At 63.7% G+C, this 17359-nt stretch carries 16 protein-coding genes and 1 tRNA gene; 15 read left to right on the top strand and 2 right to left on the bottom strand.

Features of this window, described 5'->3' with window-relative positions; genetic code table 11:
• The first annotated feature begins 30 nt into the window (after positions 1-30).
• Both CEW83_RS20245 and CEW83_RS20240 read left to right on the top strand, forming a co-directional pair.
• Positions 31-109 (top strand) — tRNA-Ile (locus tag CEW83_RS20245).
• A 232-nt stretch (positions 110-341) separates the two neighbouring features.
• The gene (locus CEW83_RS20240; protein ID WP_108950972.1) at positions 342-656 is read left to right on the top strand and encodes a DUF5710 domain-containing protein; all 315 of its coding nucleotides are present in this window, start codon (positions 342-344) and stop codon (positions 654-656) included.
• Positions 657-787: 131 nt separating this feature from the next.
• Here CEW83_RS20240 and CEW83_RS20235 read toward each other — a convergent pair whose 3' ends face one another.
• The gene (locus CEW83_RS20235; protein WP_108950971.1) at positions 788-4033 is read right to left on the bottom strand and encodes an EAL domain-containing protein; all 3246 of its coding nucleotides are present in this window, start codon (positions 4031-4033) and stop codon (positions 788-790) included.
• 162 nt (positions 4034-4195) lie between these two features.
• Between CEW83_RS20235 and thiL the strand changes: the two genes are divergently transcribed.
• The 13 genes from thiL (at position 4196) to CEW83_RS20170 (ending at position 16728) form a co-directional block, all read left to right on the top strand.
• Entirely contained in the window at positions 4196-5155 is a 960-nt protein-coding gene (gene thiL / locus CEW83_RS20230) for a thiamine-phosphate kinase (RefSeq protein ID WP_108950970.1), read from the top strand.
• The gene (locus CEW83_RS20225) at positions 5148-5639 is read left to right on the top strand and encodes a phosphatidylglycerophosphatase A (protein ID WP_234418930.1); all 492 of its coding nucleotides are present in this window, start codon (positions 5148-5150) and stop codon (positions 5637-5639) included. Before thiL ends, CEW83_RS20225 begins: the two co-directional genes overlap by 8 nt.
• 4 nt (positions 5640-5643) lie before the next feature.
• Positions 5644-6162, top strand: a complete 519-nt coding sequence (locus CEW83_RS20220) for a CinA family protein (RefSeq protein WP_108950969.1) — start codon at positions 5644-5646, stop codon at positions 6160-6162.
• Positions 6163-6190: 28 nt separating this feature from the next.
• Positions 6191-7228, top strand: a complete 1038-nt coding sequence (gene recA, locus CEW83_RS20215) for a recombinase RecA (protein WP_108950968.1) — start codon at positions 6191-6193, stop codon at positions 7226-7228.
• A 29-nt stretch (positions 7229-7257) separates the two neighbouring features.
• On the top strand, positions 7258-7707 hold the full coding sequence (gene recX / locus CEW83_RS20210; protein ID WP_108950967.1) for a recombination regulator RecX: 450 nt from the start codon (positions 7258-7260) through the stop codon (positions 7705-7707).
• Positions 7694-8416: an LPS export ABC transporter ATP-binding protein gene (gene lptB, locus CEW83_RS20205; RefSeq protein ID WP_108950966.1), complete on the top strand. Its 723-nt coding sequence runs from the start codon at positions 7694-7696 to the stop codon at positions 8414-8416. The genes recX and lptB overlap by 14 nt, the downstream gene beginning before the upstream one ends.
• A 24-nt stretch (positions 8417-8440) precedes the next feature.
• A complete protein-coding gene (locus CEW83_RS20200) occupies positions 8441-9895 on the top strand; it encodes an RNA polymerase factor sigma-54 (protein ID WP_108950965.1) in 1455 nt (484 codons plus the stop codon).
• A 17-nt stretch (positions 9896-9912) separates the two neighbouring features.
• Entirely contained in the window at positions 9913-10236 is a 324-nt protein-coding gene (hpf, locus tag CEW83_RS20195; RefSeq protein WP_108950964.1) for a ribosome hibernation-promoting factor, HPF/YfiA family, read from the top strand.
• Positions 10237-10369: 133 nt separating this feature from the next.
• A complete protein-coding gene (gene ptsN, locus CEW83_RS20190) occupies positions 10370-10855 on the top strand; it encodes a PTS IIA-like nitrogen regulatory protein PtsN (RefSeq protein WP_108950963.1) in 486 nt (161 codons plus the stop codon).
• Complete coding sequence (hprK, locus tag CEW83_RS20185) at positions 10824-11786, top strand: HPr(Ser) kinase/phosphatase (protein ID WP_108950962.1); 963 nt, start codon at positions 10824-10826, stop codon at positions 11784-11786. Before ptsN ends, hprK begins: the two co-directional genes overlap by 32 nt.
• A 113-nt stretch (positions 11787-11899) precedes the next feature.
• Entirely contained in the window at positions 11900-13420 is a 1521-nt protein-coding gene (gene ilvA / locus CEW83_RS20180) for a threonine ammonia-lyase, biosynthetic (RefSeq protein ID WP_108950961.1), read from the top strand.
• A gap of 208 nt (positions 13421-13628) precedes the next feature.
• Positions 13629-14450, top strand: coding sequence for a substrate-binding periplasmic protein (locus tag CEW83_RS20175; protein WP_234418929.1), 822 nt, complete (start codon positions 13629-13631; stop codon positions 14448-14450).
• A 13-nt stretch (positions 14451-14463) separates the two neighbouring features.
• Positions 14464-16728: a diguanylate cyclase gene (locus CEW83_RS20170; protein ID WP_159099517.1), complete on the top strand. Its 2265-nt coding sequence runs from the start codon at positions 14464-14466 to the stop codon at positions 16726-16728.
• A gap of 27 nt (positions 16729-16755) precedes the next feature.
• Here CEW83_RS20170 and CEW83_RS20165 read toward each other — a convergent pair whose 3' ends face one another.
• Positions 16756-17355 carry a 5-formyltetrahydrofolate cyclo-ligase gene (locus CEW83_RS20165; RefSeq protein ID WP_234418928.1) on the bottom strand — a complete coding sequence of 200 codons (600 nt, stop codon included), beginning with the start codon at positions 17353-17355 and terminating at the stop codon, positions 16756-16758.
• Positions 17356-17359 lie beyond the last annotated feature (4 nt).

Genomic DNA, 17359 nt, shown 5'->3' with positions numbered 1-17359 from the left:
TCGCCTGTCAGGCACCCCTGACAGGTAAAAGGGCCTCTAGCTCATGCCTGGTTAGAGCAGCGGACTCATAATCCGTTGGTGCTGGGTTCGACTCCCAGGGGGCCCACCATAGAATCAAGGGGTTAGAGATCATTTCTCTAACCCCTTTTCTTTTTTGCAGCATTCTTGCTGCAATAGAACCGTTGCTGGCGATACCTGCCCTCGCACGAACAAGGCGGAAGATGGCAGGATCACGGGTCGGACCGCACGAGTCATCGCAATCAGGCCTTCAACGCCGGCTGAATCGCGCTTCCCTGGCTCTGGCTTACTTTCACTCGCACAGGAGATCTGGAGATGTCGGCATGAGGACCAACCTGCAAGTGCCCTTTGCTGAGAAGGACGAGGCCAAACAACTCGGCGCGCGCTGGGATCCGAAAGGTCGCGTGTGGTACGTCAAGGACGCAGCCGACCTGACGCCTTTTGCGCGATGGCTCACGACCTCCGCACAACAGTCGAAGCCTGCCTCTGGCGCGAAGCCAGCTGCCCGTGGCCACACGCAGTCCTTCCCTGAACACAACACCGGCGCCGGTTTTTTCGTGCTGGCGTGCGACTGCCTTCCATGGGAAGGGTGCGCGAAGTGCCAGGAAGTGGTGAAGAACCACGGCTGGGGCGCGTGACGCCAGCCTCACCGCAGCCTTGAGGAACGAAGCGCGCCAGTGGCGGAGCGTGGCGCAACCGGCATCAACCGCCAGCGCATGCGCCAGGCCACAGCCATCTGTCGTTCAAGGGCACACGGGATGTCCGGCTTTCAGGGCGCGGCCCCGCTTTCTCCGACAGCGAAAAAACCGGCACCCGGCACCGGACGACCCAGCAGATAGCCTTGCAACTCGTCACACCCGAGTTCCACGAGCTGATTGCGCTGCGCCTCCATTTCAACGCCTTCGGCAATCACCCGCATCCCCAGGCTGTGCGCAACCGCGATGATGGCGGACACAATCGCAACCGCGCTCTTGCCTGTCAGCATGGCGCGCACGAAGGTCTGATCGACCTTCAGCGTGTCGATAGGGAAGTGCTGTATGTACGCAAAACTCGAATAACCGGTACCGAAGTCGTCCAGCGCAATCGTGACCCCGAGCCCCTTCAGACGCCTGAGCATTTCTTCCGCCTGATCCACCTTGCCCATCAGCATGCTTTCAGTGAGTTCCAACTCCAGCAGCGCAGGATCGAGGCGCGTCTCTTCGAGAATGGCCGCCACCCTCTCTGGCAGGTTTGCAGAACGAAACTGCCGTGCCGAGACGTTGACCGCCACGCGCAATGGCCTGCCCTCAACCTTCCAGGCCAGCGCCTGCTCGCAGGCCGTCCGCAACACCCATTCGCCGATCCGCTCGATCAGACCGAGGTCCTCCGCCAGCGGAATGAAGCGTGCGGGCGAAATTGCGCCAAGCTCGGGGTGCGTCCAGCGCAACAAGGCCTCCGCGGCAATGACCTGGCCCGTGGTAGCACTTACCTGCGGCTGGTAGGCCACTGACAGCTCGCCGTTCCCCAGCGCGTGGCGCAGCGCCTGCTCGAGCATCAGCCGGTCCTGCACCTGCTCATTCATCTCCGAGGTAAAGAAACGTATGGCATCGCGCCCGGCCGCCTTGGCCTGATACATCGCGATGTCAGCACGCTTTAGCAGCGTCTCGTCCTCATCGCCATCGCGCGGAAAGAGACTGACTCCGATGCTGGTCGTGACAAAGAACTGCCGACCTTCGATTTCGACCGGCGCGGTCAGAATCTGCTGCAGCCGGCACAGCACGGCATAGGCCTGCTCCTCGCCATCAAGATCAGGAAGCAGCACAACGAACTCGTCTCCGCCCTGACGGGCGGCAGTATCGCCATCACGAAGCACGCTCCGCAAACGTTGCGCGACTTCGCACAGCAGCCGATCGCCAGTGCGATGACCGAGATCGTCATTGATGCGTTTGAAATGATCGAGATCGAGATAGGCCACCGCCAGCACGCGCTGATGCCGCTTTGCGGTGATGATCGCCTGCTCGAGCCGGTCATCGAGCAGTGAGCGGTTGGGCAGGCCGGTCAAGGGATCGAAATGCGCCTGATGCTCGAGTTGCTGCAGATAGCGTATGCGCTCAGTGACATCCTTGATCACCAGCACCACGCAGTCGCTATCCTCCCCTCGAACCGGTTCAACCGCGCATTCGGACCAGAAACTCGCCCCGTCGGCCCCGACCCCTTCGAGTTCGAGCACCGACTCGCGCAGGGAACCGAGCGCGCCCTCCAGCGCCGCGACGCCACCCCGATCGAGAACGCCAAGCACGTCCGACGTGCACCCGATGAGTTGCTCCCGCGACATCGCCAGGATCTTCTCGGCGGCCGGATTGACATCGCGAATCACGAAAGCACCGTCTTCGGCATGCAGGATGAGCACGCCGTCACGTGTCGTCTCGATCGCACGCTCGCGCAGGATCAGCGCACGTTCTGCGGTCTTGCGCGCCACCTCGCTGCGCAGGCTCATCAGACCGTAGCCAAGATCCTCCGCCAGCTCCTTGAGCAGTGCGACACCACCGCGATCGAGGTCGCGAACGCTGCTTGCGCCGATGGACAGCACGCCCAGCAGGCGCTCTCCTCCGTGCAGCGGAAAGGCAATCATGGCCTCGCATCCATCCTGCACCGCGGCATCCCTCAACACCGGATCGAAGTCCTCGCCGGAGGTCAGATGCACCGGCTCGCCCGCCTGCAACGCACTCAACGCTGGCGCCTGTATCTGGCCCTCGCCCGCATCCAGCACCGCGCACAGACGCCGCGCTTCGCCTTCCGACGCAACACGCCTGAGTCTGCCGTCGGCCTCCACACAGTCGATCATGGCCAGCCGGAACCCACCTGTATGCACCAGAATGCGACAGATAGCAGAGACCAGGGCCGACTCATCCTCGGAATGAACGAGCGCCTCGTTCCCTCTGCTCAGGGTACGGAGCGTGCGCTGCAAACGCAGCATCGGCCGCATCACCATGCGTTCTATGGTGCCTTTCAGGCCGACCATCAGAAAGATGGCCATCAGCACCATGACCACGCCAACGGCGTAGCGCAGCCGCACCGCGCTGCGGCCAAACTCCTCGACGTAGCCACTGGCGCCCACGACCCAGTCCAGCGACTCGCTGTGCTCGAACGCCACCAGTTTGCTGCGGGGTTCGGTTTCGCCACGCTCCAGGTTCTGCCAGTCGTAGGCGATCACACCCTGCTGACTTGCCAGCATGTTCGAGACAAGTTGCTCGCCGACTTCATTGAGCGGAGACCGTGGGTCATCGTCCTTCTGAAGCGGGTGGGAGATGAAGCGGCCGTAACTGGGCCCCGGATTGGCATCGACGACGTAGAGATAACCGCTATCTCCGATGACAAACGTCCGCAGCCGCTCACGCAAGGGTTTCAGGGCGCGGTTGAGATCCACCCCGACCGCCATCGCGCCAACCAGCCGCCCCCCCCCATCACGCGCAGGAAGCACCTCAAGCAGATAGTGTCGATCCCGGATCATGACCCGACCACGCCAGCGCTGCCCGGCTTCGAGCAAACTGACGGATGCGGGCTCAAGTTGGAGAACCGGCGCAACCACGTCATCCCCCCACTGCGTCGAGGCGATGACGCGAAACCCGTCGCGTTCGCGAGAGAGCACGGCCGCGAGCGTGCCGCGCAGATCACCGCCATAGCGCGCCAGCTCGGCAGACCGCTCACTCACCGGCACACCGTCGATGAAGAACTCCGGCGCACTGCCTGCCTGCGGCGCCCCCGAGTAGGCGCCCCCAAAGCGCAAGGCCATCGCATCGGCAAGCTGGGTAAGGCCATTCCCGAGCGTGGCGAACTGCGTCTCGACGAGATCGTGCGCCAGGCGGCTCAGAGCCTTGAGCTGCCGCTCGGCCTCGGCGCCGGACTGCCGCACCAGATAGCGGTCTCCCATGACGAGAACCGGCAGCATGACGATACCGACGATCACGATGACGATCGCCAGCAACTTGCCACGGAGTCCTTGATGCGAGGTCTGAACCATTAAGTATCCACTCATTTACCGCTTTGCACCGCATCTTACCCATTTTGGGGCGTCGGCAGCGACGCAAGAAAGGCTTATTCCTCCTCAAAGACCATGATTGCAACAGTGCCGGGCGCGCCACACGACCAGCGAGTGCGGTAAGCTCGGGCGCCAACCCGAATTTTCCCGTTCAGATCCATGTCTTCCGAGTTCGAGCTGATTCACCGCCACTTCACCCGCCCCACGGCGCATACCGACCTTGCCGTCGGCGATGATGCGGCACTGATGCGCCCGCGCCCGGGCATGCAACTGGCGGTATCGACCGACATGCTGGTGGCCGGCACGCATTTCTTTCCCGACACCGATCCGCACGATCTTGGCTGGAAGACGCTTGCGGTGAACCTGTCCGACCTCGCCGCCATGGGTGCTGAGCCGCGTTGGGCCTTTCTTGGCCTGACCCTGCCGGGCGCCGACGAAGCCTGGCTCGCGGCGTTTTCGGCGGGTCTGTTCGCCTGCGCATCGCGCTACGGCGTTGATCTTGCCGGCGGCGATACCACACGCGGCCCGCTCACACTGAGCATCACCATCCTTGGCGAACTCCCTGCGGGCAAGGCCATCACGCGGGCTGGCGGTCACACCGGTGACGATATCTGGGTCTCCGGGCAGCCCGGACTGGCCGCACTCGGCCTCGCAGCCCTGCAACACAGGATAGACCTTGGCCCGACGGGACGTGAGCACTGCATTCGCGCCCTGCAGCACCCCACCCCCCGGGTCGAACTCGGCCTGGCGCTGCGCGGCATCGCCAACGCCATGCTCGATGTCTCGGATGGCCTGCTGGGCGATCTCGGCCATATCCTCGAGCGTTCGGACTGTGGCGCCGAAATCGACATTGCCCTGCTCCCCCTGGCCGAACTGCGTGCGACGGGGGCCGACGAGGCTCAGGCGCGGCGTGCGCTGCTCGCCGGTGGCGACGATTACGAACTGCTGTTCTGCGCCCCCGCCGATCGCCGTGACACCGTACTCAAGATCGCGCATGAGCAGGGCATTGCCTTGCACCGCATTGGCCGCCTCACCGGCCACCCCCGCCAGTTGATGCTGCGCGAGACCGACGGCCGCCTGCTTTATCCCATGCTTTCCGGATACGACCACTTTGCCTGAAACACGCCCCACCACGCGCTTGCTGCTGAGCCACCCGGCCCATTTCATTTCACTCGGATTCGGCTCGGGGCTCTCGCCCAAGGCCCCGGGCACGGCCGGCACACTGCTGGCATGGCTGCTCTATCCCTTGCTGCGCACGCCGCTGTCGGAAGCGACCTTCCTCGCGCTGGTGTGCGCGCTCTTCGTTGCCGGCATTCTCGCAGCCGAGCGCACCGGACGCGCGCTCGGCGCCTCCGATCACGGCGCCATCGTCTGGGACGAAATGGTCGCGATGTGGCTCGTCCTCGCCTTCACACCCGCAAGCCTGATCTGGCAGGCCGTTGCAGTGGCGCTGTTCCGCCTGTTCGACATCACCAAGCCACCGCCCATCCGCTGGGCCGACAGCCGGGTCAAGGGCGGTTTCGGGGTCATGCTCGACGACCTTCTTGCCGCGGGCTACACCCTGCTCTCGCTTGCCGTACTCGTTGCCATTTTCGGCGCCTGAACCCATGGACAACACGCTAGAACACCTCTCGGCCCGCGTCGGCGAGGCCCTGACCCGCAAGGGCTGGATGCTTGGCACCGCAGAATCCTGCACTGGCGGCTGGATTGCCGAGGTCGTCACCGCCACGGCGGGCAGCTCGACCTGGTTCGACCGCGGCTTCATCACCTACTCGAACGCGGCAAAGATCGACATGCTCGACGTCGGCACCGGGACGCTCGCCGCGCATGGCGCAGTGAGTGAGGCCACGGTTGCGGAGATGGCTGCGGGCGCCCTGAAGCACAGCCTTGCCAGTATTACCGTCGCGGTCTCAGGCATTGCCGGGCCCGGTGGCGGCAGTGCGGCGAAGCCGGTGGGCACGGTTTGCATCGCCACTGCGCTGCGCTGGGGCGATGTCTTCCCCACCACCCGCCACTTCGACGGCGACCGCGAAGCCGTGCGACGGCAGACCGTCATCGCCGCACTTGAAGAGGTCCTTCGCCTTACCGATTCGGACAGCAGCATCTCAGCAAGCTCTGTGCCATAATTCGCGTCTCACTCAGGAAGGACCACTCATGGACGACAACAAGGCCAAGGCGCTTGCCGCCGCGCTCTCTCAAATCGAGAAGCAATTCGGCAAGGGCTCGATCATGCGGATGGGCGACGGCAGTATCGAGCGCGACATCCAGACCGTCTCCACCGGCTCGCTCGGGCTGGACATTGCCCTCGGCCTGGGCGGCCTGCCGCGTGGCCGTGTAGTCGAGATCTACGGTCCGGAATCGTCCGGCAAGACCACGCTGACCCTCCAGGTCATCGCCGAAATGCAGAAGCTCGGCGGCACCGCATCCTTTATCGACGCCGAGCATGCGCTCGACGTGGGCTACGCCGAGAAACTCGGCGTCAACATTGACGACCTGCTGATTTCCCAGCCCGACACCGGTGAGCAGGCGCTCGAAATCGCCGACATGCTGGTGCGTTCGGGCGGCGTGGATATCGTCGTCATCGACTCCGTTGCCGCACTGACCCCGAAAGCCGAAATCGAAGGCGAGATGGGCGACCAGCTGCCGGGCCTCCAGGCACGACTGATGTCGCAGGCTCTGCGCAAACTGACCGCCAACATCAAGCGCACGAACACGCTCGTGATCTTCATCAACCAGATCCGGATGAAGATCGGCGTCATGTTCGGCAGCCCCGAAACCACCACCGGTGGTAACGCGCTCAAGTTCTACGCTTCGGTCCGCATGGATATCCGGCGTACCGGTGCGATCAAGAAGGGCGACGAAGTCGTTGGCTCGGAAACGCGTGTCAAGGTCGTCAAGAACAAGGTCGCGCCGCCGTTCAAGGAAGCGCACTTCGACATTCTCTACGGAGAAGGCATCTCCCGCGAAGGCGAGATCATCGACCTCGGCGTGACTTACAAGATCGTCGACAAGTCCGGCGCCTGGTATTCGTACAACGGCGACAAAATCGGCCAAGGCAAGGACAACTCACGCGAGTTTCTGCGCGCAAACCCGGCGCTGGCTCGTGAAATCGAGAACAAGGTTCGCGCAGCGGTCGGACTCGGCGAAATGGCCGCGCTCGGTGGCGCGGCACCCGTCGCTTCCGAAGCCTGATCTCCGCCCCGTCCGGACGCTGACCCCTGATGGGCGAGCCGAGTCTGCGCGAACGCGCGCTGCGCCATCTCGCCCGTCGGGATCACTCGCGGGTGGAGCTTGCGCGCAAGCTGTCTCCATATGGCAGCGCCGAGGAGATCGAAGCCGTACTGGTTCGCATGAGCGAACTCGAACTGCTCTCCGACACCCGTTTTGCCGAAGCGTGGGTTCGCAGCAAGGCTGCCCGGTTTGGCAGCCAGCGGCTGCGCCACGAGCTCGCGAGACGTGGCGTATCGAAGGACTTGATCGACGAGGCCATCGAGAGCGAATGTGTGGAATCCGAACTCGACCGGGCTCGTGCAGTGTGGCAGTCTAGATTTGGCCTCGCACCTGACGATCGCCGCGAATGGGCGCGCCAGGCGCGTTTCCTGCAAACCCGTGGTTTTTCCACTGACGTGATCTGCAAACTGTTGAAAGAAGCCCCCGATGAGTCTGCTTAAGGTCACCGGCCTGCAAAAGCGCTACAAGGCGCGCACAGTCGTCCATGACGTCTCGTTCGAGGTTGGCTCGGGCGAAGTGGTCGGCTTGCTGGGCCCCAATGGCGCAGGCAAGACAACCTGCTTCTACATGATCGTGGGCTTGGTGCGCGCCGACGGCGGCGAGATCACGCTCGACGACGCACGCCTGACCGATCTGCCGATCCACGCTCGCGCACGCCTGGGGCTGTCGTATCTGCCGCAGGAAATGAGCGTGTTCCGCAAGCTCACGGTCGCCGAGAACATTCGTGCAGTACTCGAGCTCCGCGGACTGCCGGTGGCGCAGATCGACGAACGCCTGGAAGAGTTGCTCGAAGAACTTGGCATTGCGCACCTGCGCGACAACACCGCCATCTCGCTGTCAGGCGGAGAACGCAGACGGTGCGAGATTGCACGTGCGCTTGCCACCGACCCGCGCCTCATCCTCCTGGACGAGCCTTTCGCAGGGGTCGACCCGATCGCCGTACTCGACATCCAGAAGATCATCCGCTTCCTGAAGGAGCGCAACATAGGCGTGCTGATCACCGACCACAACGTGCGCGAAACGCTCGGCATCTGTGACCGCGCAACCATCATTACCGACGGCCGCGTGCTTGCCAGCGGCAAGCCGCCCGAAATCATCGCCAACGAACAAGTGCGCCAGGTCTACCTCGGCGAGCACTTCCGTCTCTGATTCCGGCACGCCCCGACTGGCATCATGAAACCAACCCTTCAGCTCAAGCTCTCGCAGCACCTGACGCTCACCCCGCAGCTGCAGCAGTCCATCAAACTGCTGCAGCTCTCTACGCTCGAGCTCAACCAGGAAATCGAACGCTTTCTGCTGGAAAACCCGATGCTCGAGCGTGAGGACGGCGACGGCAGCGACTTCGCACCGTCCGCGGTCGGCAACGATGCGCAGCCCGCAACCGAGACCCCGCGCGAGACCAGCGCCGAGACCAACCAGGAAGCCGAGCCCCGCAACGAGAACGAATCGGCCGACTTTGACGAAGGCATGGACTGGTCGGGCACCGGCAGCGGCGCCAGCAGCAAGAGCGACGACGACGAGGACAGCGACTTCCAGGAATTCCAGGCCGCAGGCACCTCGCTGCGCGACTATCTCGATCAGCAGGTTGCCCTGTCCCCGCTGACGGACCGTGACCGCATGCTGGTGCGCTTCATCATCGAAGCGCTCGATAGCGACGGCTACCTGCACCAGGAGCTCGAGGACCTGCTCGAACTGCTCCCGCCCGAACTCGACTACGACCTCGACGACCTCGCGATTGCCCTGCGGCACGTGCAGCAGCTCGAACCGGCGGGCATTGGCGCACGCACCCCCCAGGAGTGCCTCGGCCTGCAGCTGCGCGCCATGCCGGCAGGCAGCTGCCGCGACCTGGCGCTGGTCATCGTCGAACAGCACCTCGAGCTGCTGGCCGAACGCAACTTTGCGAAGCTCAAGCGCCTCACCGGGTGCGACGACGACGCCCTGCGCGATGCCCAGGCGCTGGTGTGCCGGCTCGACCCGCATCCGGGGTCGCAGCATTCCAACGAAGAAACCCGCTACGTCCTGCCCGATGTCGTGGTGCGCAAGATCCGCAACCGGTGGACGGTGTCGCTCAACGCCGAAGCCATGCCGCGCCTGCGCATCAACCAGCTCTACGCCAGCCTGCTGCAGCAGAACCGGGGCCAGGGCGGCGGTCTGACCGGCCAGCTGCAGGAAGCACGCTGGCTGATCAAGAACGTACAACAGCGCTTTGATACCATTTTGCGTGTATCTCAGGCCATCGTTGACCAGCAGCGACAGTTCTTCGATCATGGCGAGGTGGCAATGCGTCCATTGACCCTCAGGGAGATCGCGGACCAGCTCGAGCTGCATGAATCAACCGTATCGCGCGTCACCACTCAGAAGTACATGGCGACGCCGCGCGGCGTATTCGAACTCAAGTATTTTTTTGGCAGTCACGTTGCCACCGACACCGGTGGTGCGGCTTCTTCCACAGCGATTCGTGCCTTGATTCGCCAGCTGGTGGACGCCGAAGACAGAAAGAAACCCCTGTCCGACGCAAAGATTGCCGATCTGTTGGGCCAGCAGGGTATCGTGGTCGCGCGGCGCACAATCGCCAAATACCGCGAATCACTCAATATCCCGCCGGTCAGTCTGCGTAAAACGCTTTGATACCAAGAGGAGTTAACATGAATCTCAACATCACCGGACACCACGTTGAAGTGACACCGGCCATCCGCGAGTACGTCTCCGGCAAGCTTGACCGCGTGATCCGTCACTTCGACAACGTTACCAGCGTGAACGTGATCCTTTCCGTTGAGAAACTCGACCAGAAGGCTGAAGTCACCGTGCACGTGCGCGGCAAGGACATTCACGTCGAAAGCGCCGACGCCGACCTCTACGCTGCCATCGATGCGATGACCGACAAGCTCGATCGCCAGGTGCTCAAGTACAAGCAGAAGAGCACCGATCACCACCACGACTCGCACAAGCACCAGACTCCCGAGGCGTGATTTTTCACCAGGCCTTTCGGACCCGGGTGAAGTTATAATCCGCCGCTCAATTTGGCGGTCCGGCTTTGCCCGGGCCTGAGAGACCTTTCAGCGTGGCGTCCGCTCCGGCGGCGTTGCGTGAGCCCCAAAGCGCATGAGCCTCATCTCCCAACTCCTGCCACTTTCGAACGTGGTTGCCGACCTCGACGCCAGCAGCAAGAAGCGCGTCTTCGAACAGGCCGGCCTGTTGTTCGAAAACAATCAGGGCATCGCCCGCAGCATGGTGTTCGACAGCCTGTTTGCGCGCGAACGCCTTGGATCGACCGGCCTCGGCCAGGGCATTGCCATTCCCCACGGCCGCATCAAGGGCCTGAAGGACGCAGCCGGCGCGTTTCTACGTCTCGAAGCCCCGGTGCAGTTCGATGCGCCCGATGGTCGTCCGGTGAACATGCTGTTTGTCCTGCTGGTACCCGAACAGGCCAACGAAACCCACCTTCAGCTGTTGTCGGAGCTGGCGCAGATGTTCAGCGATCGCAGCTTCCGCGAACAGCTGCAGGCCGCACCCGACGCACAGGCGCTACACACCCTGTTCAACGACTGGGGTACCGATGCGACAAACGAGCCTCTCGCAGCTGTATGAGGACAACCGCGAACGTCTGCAGCTGACCCATGTCAGCGGCAGTATCGACGCGGTTCTCTCTGTTGCCGAAGAGCGCATCTGGCCAGCCGACCTGATTGGCCACCTCAACCTGATTCACCCTACCCGCCTGCAGATCCTCGGCGCAGCCGAGCTGGCCTGGGCGCAGCGGCAGTCACGTGACAAGGTCGCGCACCACCTCAACGACATCCTGTCTGCACATCCGCCCGCCTTCATCCTGGCCGACGGCTGCGAAGTGCCCAACATCGTCCATGGCGTCTGTGCGGCGCACAACGTCGGGCTGTTCACCACACCGCAGCCGGCTGCCGGGGTCATCGACCAGTTGCGCCTATACCTGTCGCGGCAGCTCGCTGAAAAGGTGTCGCTGCACGGCGTGTTCATGGACGTGCTCGGACTCGGCGTGTTCATTACCGGCAACTCCGGCGCGGGCAAATCCGAGCTTGCGCTGGAGCTGATCTCGCGCGGTCACGGCCTGGTTGCCGACGATATCGTCGAATTCTCGCGGATCGCACCCAGCGTGCTCGAGGGCCGTTGCCCCGAACTGCTGCAGGACTTCATCGAGGTGCGCGGACTCGGCATTCTCAACATCCGCACCATCTTTGGCGAAACCGCCTGCCGCCGCAAGATGCGCCTGCGGCTGATCTGTCACCTCGAACGTCGCCAGCCCGGCCAGGACGACCCAAGCCGGCTGCCCATGCAGCGCGAGCATCAGAACATCCTCGGCGACGCGATTCCCCGTGTCACCCTGCCGGTTGCCGCCGGTCGCAACCTTGCGGTCCTGCTCGAGGCCGCGGTGCGCTCGACCATTCTGCAGCTGCGAGGAGTGGACTCCACCCAGGAGTTCATCGAGCGCCAGATCAAACTGCTCGAAGCCGACCAGCCGGACGGCACCGCCTCCGACCGCCCCGGCTAAGGGCAACCCCTCTTGCGCCGCGATGTTTTTTCGGGCACTGCGCTTGCCGCAGTGCCGCATCGACTGCTACCCTCAGCCCCTTTACCGCAGTGCCCTCGCACAAAGCCAAAGCCATGACCGCCGCAAGCCCGGATTATCTGGAACGTATCCTCAACGCCCAGGTGTACGACGTCGCCATCGAGACACCGCTGGATTTCGCCAGCAATCTCTCCGCCCGAATTCACAATCAAGTGTATTTCAAGCGCGAAGACATGCAGCCGGTGTTCAGCTTCAAGCTGCGCGGTGCGTACAACAAGATGGTCAAGCTGTCGCCGCAGGCCCTGCAGCGTGGGGTCATCTGTGCCTCGGCGGGCAATCATGCCCAGGGTGTGGCGCTGTCGGCGAACAAGCTCGGGGTCCGTGCGGTCATCGTCATGCCCAGCACCACGCCGCAGATCAAGATCGACGCGGTCAAGGCCAGGGGCGGTGAAGTCGTGCTGGTGGGCGAGTCCTACTCCGACGCCTACGCCCACGCGCTTGAACTGGAGAAGGCCGAGAAGCTTACCTTCGTCCATCCTTTCGACGATCCGGATGTAATCGCGGGCCAGGGCACCATCGGCATGGAAATCCTGCGAGCCCACCCGCAGCCCATCCATGCAGTGTTCTGCTGCGTGGGCGGCGGCGGCCTGATTTCCGGTGTCGCAGCCTACATCAAGCGTTTGCGCCCGGAGACCCGGATCATTGGTGTCGAAGCGGTCGACGCCGACGCAATGACGCGCTCGCTGGCCGCAGGCAGACGGGTCGCGCTCGATCAGGTGGGCATCTTTGCCGATGGCGCTGCCGTCAAGGAAGTGGGCCGCGAAACCTTCCGCCTGTGTCAGCAGTACGTCGACGAGATGATCCTGGTCGATAACGACGCGATCTGTGCCGCGATCAAGGACGTGTTCGAGGACACCCGCTCGATTCTCGAGCCCGCCGGCGCGCTTGCGGTTGCGGGCGCCAAGGAATACGCGCGCCGCAACAAGCTGCGCGACAAGCACCTGGTCGCGATCGCCTCCGGCGCCAACATGAACTTCGACCGTCTGCGCTTCGTGGCCGAACGTGCAGAGCTTGGCGAACAGCGCGAAGCAGTGCTCGCGGTCACCATTCCCGAACACGCAGGCTCCTTCCGCAAGTTCTGCAGCCTGCTCGGCAATCGCAACATCACCGAGTTCAACTACCGTTATGCGGACACCGAGAAGGCTCACATCTTTGTCGGCGTGACCGTACATAACCGCAACGAAGCCACGCGACTGGTGGAAATGCTGGCCCGTCACGATCTGCCGGCAGTCGACCTGACCGACGACGAACTGGCCAAGACCCACGTTCGCTACATGGTGGGCGGGCGCGCGCCGCAGGCAACGAACGAAGTGATCTACCGCTTCACCTTCCCCGAGCGCCCGGGCGCCCTGATCAACTTCCTTTCCAATCTGCGTTCGGACTGGAACATCAGCCTTTTTCACTATCGCAACCACGGCGCCGACTTTGGCCGGGTTCTTGTCGGCATGCAGGTTCCGCCGGAAGACAACGGCGCCTTCGATGCATTTCTCGAGCGTCTCGGTTACGAGTATGTCGACGAAACGGCGAATCCGGCCTACCGCATGTTCCTGTCATGAGCATGGCAGGATGGCAGGCGCCATCCTGCCCGCACGCCCTGCACCAGGCCGGCTGCTGTCACATTCCGGTGCTTGATAACTTAGTTCTTTTGTAATAGAAATGAGCTTGCCGGAGCCGATCCGGCGACATGCGCACCCCGCCGGCGTGGCGAAGGCGCGCCCCTGCAGCGCAGTGCCATCGAGGCGCGCGGCTGCAATGAGGATACCCGTGACTTCCCCGCTCCCTCTCCAACTTGCTCGCTGGCTTCTCGTGCTCCTCGGCGCCACCCTCGCTCAGGGCCTCGCCTCCGACGCGCACGCGCATCAAAGCCGTCTTGATCGCATCATCGACGAGAAGCGCGTCCGGGTCTGCATCTGGCCAGAGTATTTCGGGATGACATACCGGGATCCGGCGACCCACGAGCTACGGGGGATCGACATCGATCTCGCGCTTGAGCTTGGCCGGGAACTGAACGTCAGCGTCGAGTTCGTCGACAGCAGCTTTCCGCGCCTGACGAAGGACTTGCTCAACGATAACTGCGACGTCGCGATGTTTGGTGTCGGGATCACGGCCGAGCGTGCGGAAGAGCTTCGGTTCACCGCCCCTTACCTTGCGAGCGACATCTATGCGGTTGCCCCGCGCAGCAGCCGGCGAATCAATCAGTGGGACGACATTGATCAGCCAGGGGTTGTCGTGGCCGTCGCCAAAGGCACGATCCATGAACGGGTCATGATCGACAAGCTTCGCCACGCCAGGCTTGCGGTACTGGGATCGCCGCACGCGCGTGAGGAGGCCGTCGAATCCGGGCGTGCCGACGTGTTCATCACCGACTACCCGTTCGGCCATCGCATGGTCGACAGGTCAGACTGGGCGCGCCTGATTTCGCCCGGCACGCCCTACCACATCACCCCTTACGCATGGGCTGTCGCACCGGGTGACGCCCCGTGGTTCAACCGGCTCGAAACCTACCTCCGTGCGATAAAGCACGATGGCCGCCTGGTACGCGCCGCGCGGCGGCACGGGCTCGAGCCCATCGTCATCACCCGCTGAGCGCGGCCGCCAGATGAACGCACGACGCCGCAGGCGCCTCGCTGACTTCGGTTTCTTTGGCCTGTTGAGCGTCTGCGCACTTTTGGCCTGGGCCGGTTTCGAGTACCACTTTTCGCGTGTTCTGGAAGACGTACGCACTGCGCACGAACAGATTTCGCAGCGCGACACCCGCCACCTGAACGCGCACATCGGACATCTGATACGGAACGTCGATCTCAACCTGAGCTCGCTGGGAAGCGCCATTGTCGACGGTGAGCGATTACCTGAATGGACGAAGCAGCTCGACTCCGTGATCCGGCACATCCCCTACCTGCGCTCGCTCTCGGTGGTCGACGCAGACGGCAGGGTCATTGCGAGCACCACCCCCGAGAATCTGGGAACCGTGCTCAGTCTCGACAGCTACCACCCCACCAATCGTGTTCCCGGAGACGTCCTCCAGATCGGCCCGCCGCACGCCGGACGCGACCTTGCCGACGCTCGACCGACAGGCGACCCACAGACGCCGACACCCGACCAGGGCTTCATCCCGATCGCACGCTCGTTCGGATCGGGAGACGCGCGCCCGCTTACGCTGCTCGCCACCCTGGAGCTCGACTACTTCAGACGCATTCTCGCCGATTTCAGGACCACGCCTGGCGATCGCATCAGCCTCTTCCGGCTCGATGGCATGCGGCTGCTCGATACCTCTGTCGCGGATACAGCGCTGCAGCAGGTCGAACAAGCGCTCGCCCTCCGCTGGCAGGGTGGCGAAACCGCCGGAATGCAGACACTGGACGGCGAACAGGGGCAACAGCTTGTAAGCTACCAGCTCAACGAGGGTCTTCCACTCGCAGTCGTCATCAACAGTGTGCTCGACGAGGCGCTCGCAGGCGCGTATGCCGAGAGCCGCAGCAGCGCACTCGTTTTCCTGCCGCTGAGCTTGCTCGGACTCGGCGGCGCGCTGGCAGCCTATCTGTACTTCCGCCGCGCAGGACAACATGAACGAAGCCTGCGCCGTCGAGCGGAAGCACGCCGCCACCTTCTCGAAAGTGCGCTCAACGCGAGCGCCACCGCCGTTGTCATCACCGGTACCGACGCGCGCATCGAGTGGGCCAATCCGGCCTTCACCGCCCTCACCGGCTTTGAACTGAGCGAGGCGATCGGACGCATGCCCAAGGAACTGGTGCGCTCCGGCCAGCAAAGCCGCGAGTTCTACGAAAGGATGTGGAACACCATTCTCTCGGGCGCGGTCTGGCGCGGGGAACTCGTAAACCGGCGCAAGGACGGCAGCCTGTATGACGAGGCGCTCACGATCACCCCCGTGCGCAATGAACTTGGCGAGCTGTCGCATTTCATTGCCATCAAGGAAGACATCACCGCCGCCCGCGCCGCGCGCAAGGATCTGCAGGCCGCCTACGCCCGGCTGCAGACCGTGGTCGACCACTTCCCCGGCGCAGTGATCATGGAAGACATGCAGGGACAGATCACGCTGCTCAACGACAGGGTCTTCGACCTCATGAATATTCCGCGCCCGCCAGGCAATCTTGCGGGCACCTCGATCCATGACCTCACCCTCGCCGCCAGCAAGCTCAGCCTGGATCCGACGACGTTTGCACAACGGCTCGACATGCTCCGCGAGCGCGCACAGACCGTCTATGGCGAAGAGCTGGCACACCGCGACGGGCGCTGGATTGAGCGTGACTTCATTCCGATCCGGAGCACGGGCAGCACTGATGCGCTGCTGGGCTTCCTGCGCGTCTATCGCGATGTGAGCGCGCGCAAGCAGCAGGAGAAGGCCCTGTGGCTGCTTGCCACCACCGACCCGCTGACGGGTGTTCGCAACCGACGCGCGTTTCTGGACAAGGTGGATGCGGAGCTGGTTCGGGTGCGCCGCTACCGCAACGACGCAACGCTGATGATGCTGGACCTCGATCACTTCAAGCGCGTCAATGACCTGCACGGCCATGCTGCGGGCGATGCCATGCTGTGCCACGTTGTAAGGCTTGCACACTCGCTGCTGCGAGCATCCGACCTCATCGGCCGCCTCGGCGGTGAGGAGTTCGCGATCCTGCTGCCGGCTACCGGTCTGCAGGGTGCGCTCGAACTGGCCGAACGCCTTCGCAGCACGCTTGAGCACACCCCACTGGTCTACCAGAACCGCGACATCGGCGCGACGACCAGCATCGGCGTCAGCCTGCTGCAGGCTGGCGACAGCAGTGCGGAGATGATTCTTGCCCGCGCCGACAGCGCGCTCTACGCCGCCAAGCACAATGGCCGCAACCGGGTGGAGCAGGCCTGAAGCCCAGGCCCCGCGGGCAGTCCCTGCTCAGGCTTCGCCGGCCCGAAACGCGCCAGCCTCAGTCAGCAGCCAGTCCATCGCCTGGTCATGGGCCTGGGGCAGCACGGAATCAACCCGCCCCAGCTCGAAACCGACCCCGACAGTGACGGTTCGCATGACCGCCAGCGTGCGGTCGAAATACCCGCCGCCATAGCCAAGGCGAAAACCCTGCACATCGAAAGCGTTGAGCGGCACCAGCACCACGTCGGGCACGACAGCCGCCCCCTCGGCAGGAAACGGAATGCCATGACGATCGGTCTTAAGCGGCATGCCGGGTTGCCAGCAGCGAAATATCAGGGGTGCGTCCTTCTCCAGAACGACCGGCAGGGCGGCGCGACGGTCCGCGTCGCCTGTCAGCCACCGCGCCACCCATTCGCGCAGGTCGGGCTCTGCGCGATACGGCCAGCAAAAGGCCAGTACGCGGGGCTGCAGCACGGCGACGAGCTCATCGAGGTGAGTTTCGAGCTGGCGGACGAGCCCGGCACGGGACGCCGGCGAAAGCGCTTCGCGGGCCGCCAGCGCATGATCGCGCAGCGCGCGTCGCCGGGTCTGGATATCGTCGGAAAGGGCGGGGAAACTGGCAGTCACTGTG

The organism is Parazoarcus communis, from assembly GCF_003111645.1.
GTDB lineage: Bacteria > Pseudomonadota > Gammaproteobacteria > Burkholderiales > Rhodocyclaceae > Parazoarcus > Parazoarcus communis_A.
This window is presented reverse-complemented; position numbering and strand designations above follow the sequence as displayed.

What these genes read in the sequence shown, in the direction of transcription:
- hpf (WP_108950964.1), top strand. Translation starts at nt 9,913, where the DNA reads ATGAATCTCAACATCACCGGACACCACGTTGAAGTGACACCGGCCATC.
- ilvA (WP_108950961.1), top strand. Translation starts at nt 11,900, where the DNA reads ATGACCGCCGCAAGCCCGGATTATCTGGAACGTATCCTCAACGCCCAG.
- CEW83_RS20240 (WP_108950972.1), top strand. Translation starts at nt 342, where the DNA reads ATGAGGACCAACCTGCAAGTGCCCTTTGCTGAGAAGGACGAGGCCAAA.
- CEW83_RS20235 (WP_108950971.1), bottom strand. Translation starts at nt 4,033, where the DNA reads ATGAGTGGATACTTAATGGTTCAGACCTCGCATCAAGGACTCCGTGGC.
- CEW83_RS20200 (WP_108950965.1), top strand. Translation starts at nt 8,441, where the DNA reads ATGAAACCAACCCTTCAGCTCAAGCTCTCGCAGCACCTGACGCTCACC.
- thiL (WP_108950970.1), top strand. Translation starts at nt 4,196, where the DNA reads ATGTCTTCCGAGTTCGAGCTGATTCACCGCCACTTCACCCGCCCCACG.
- hprK (WP_108950962.1), top strand. Translation starts at nt 10,824, where the DNA reads ATGCGACAAACGAGCCTCTCGCAGCTGTATGAGGACAACCGCGAACGT.
- recX (WP_108950967.1), top strand. Translation starts at nt 7,258, where the DNA reads ATGGGCGAGCCGAGTCTGCGCGAACGCGCGCTGCGCCATCTCGCCCGT.
- recA (WP_108950968.1), top strand. Translation starts at nt 6,191, where the DNA reads ATGGACGACAACAAGGCCAAGGCGCTTGCCGCCGCGCTCTCTCAAATC.
- CEW83_RS20170 (WP_159099517.1), top strand. Translation starts at nt 14,464, where the DNA reads ATGAACGCACGACGCCGCAGGCGCCTCGCTGACTTCGGTTTCTTTGGC.
- lptB (WP_108950966.1), top strand. Translation starts at nt 7,694, where the DNA reads ATGAGTCTGCTTAAGGTCACCGGCCTGCAAAAGCGCTACAAGGCGCGC.
- CEW83_RS20220 (WP_108950969.1), top strand. Translation starts at nt 5,644, where the DNA reads ATGGACAACACGCTAGAACACCTCTCGGCCCGCGTCGGCGAGGCCCTG.
- ptsN (WP_108950963.1), top strand. Translation starts at nt 10,370, where the DNA reads ATGAGCCTCATCTCCCAACTCCTGCCACTTTCGAACGTGGTTGCCGAC.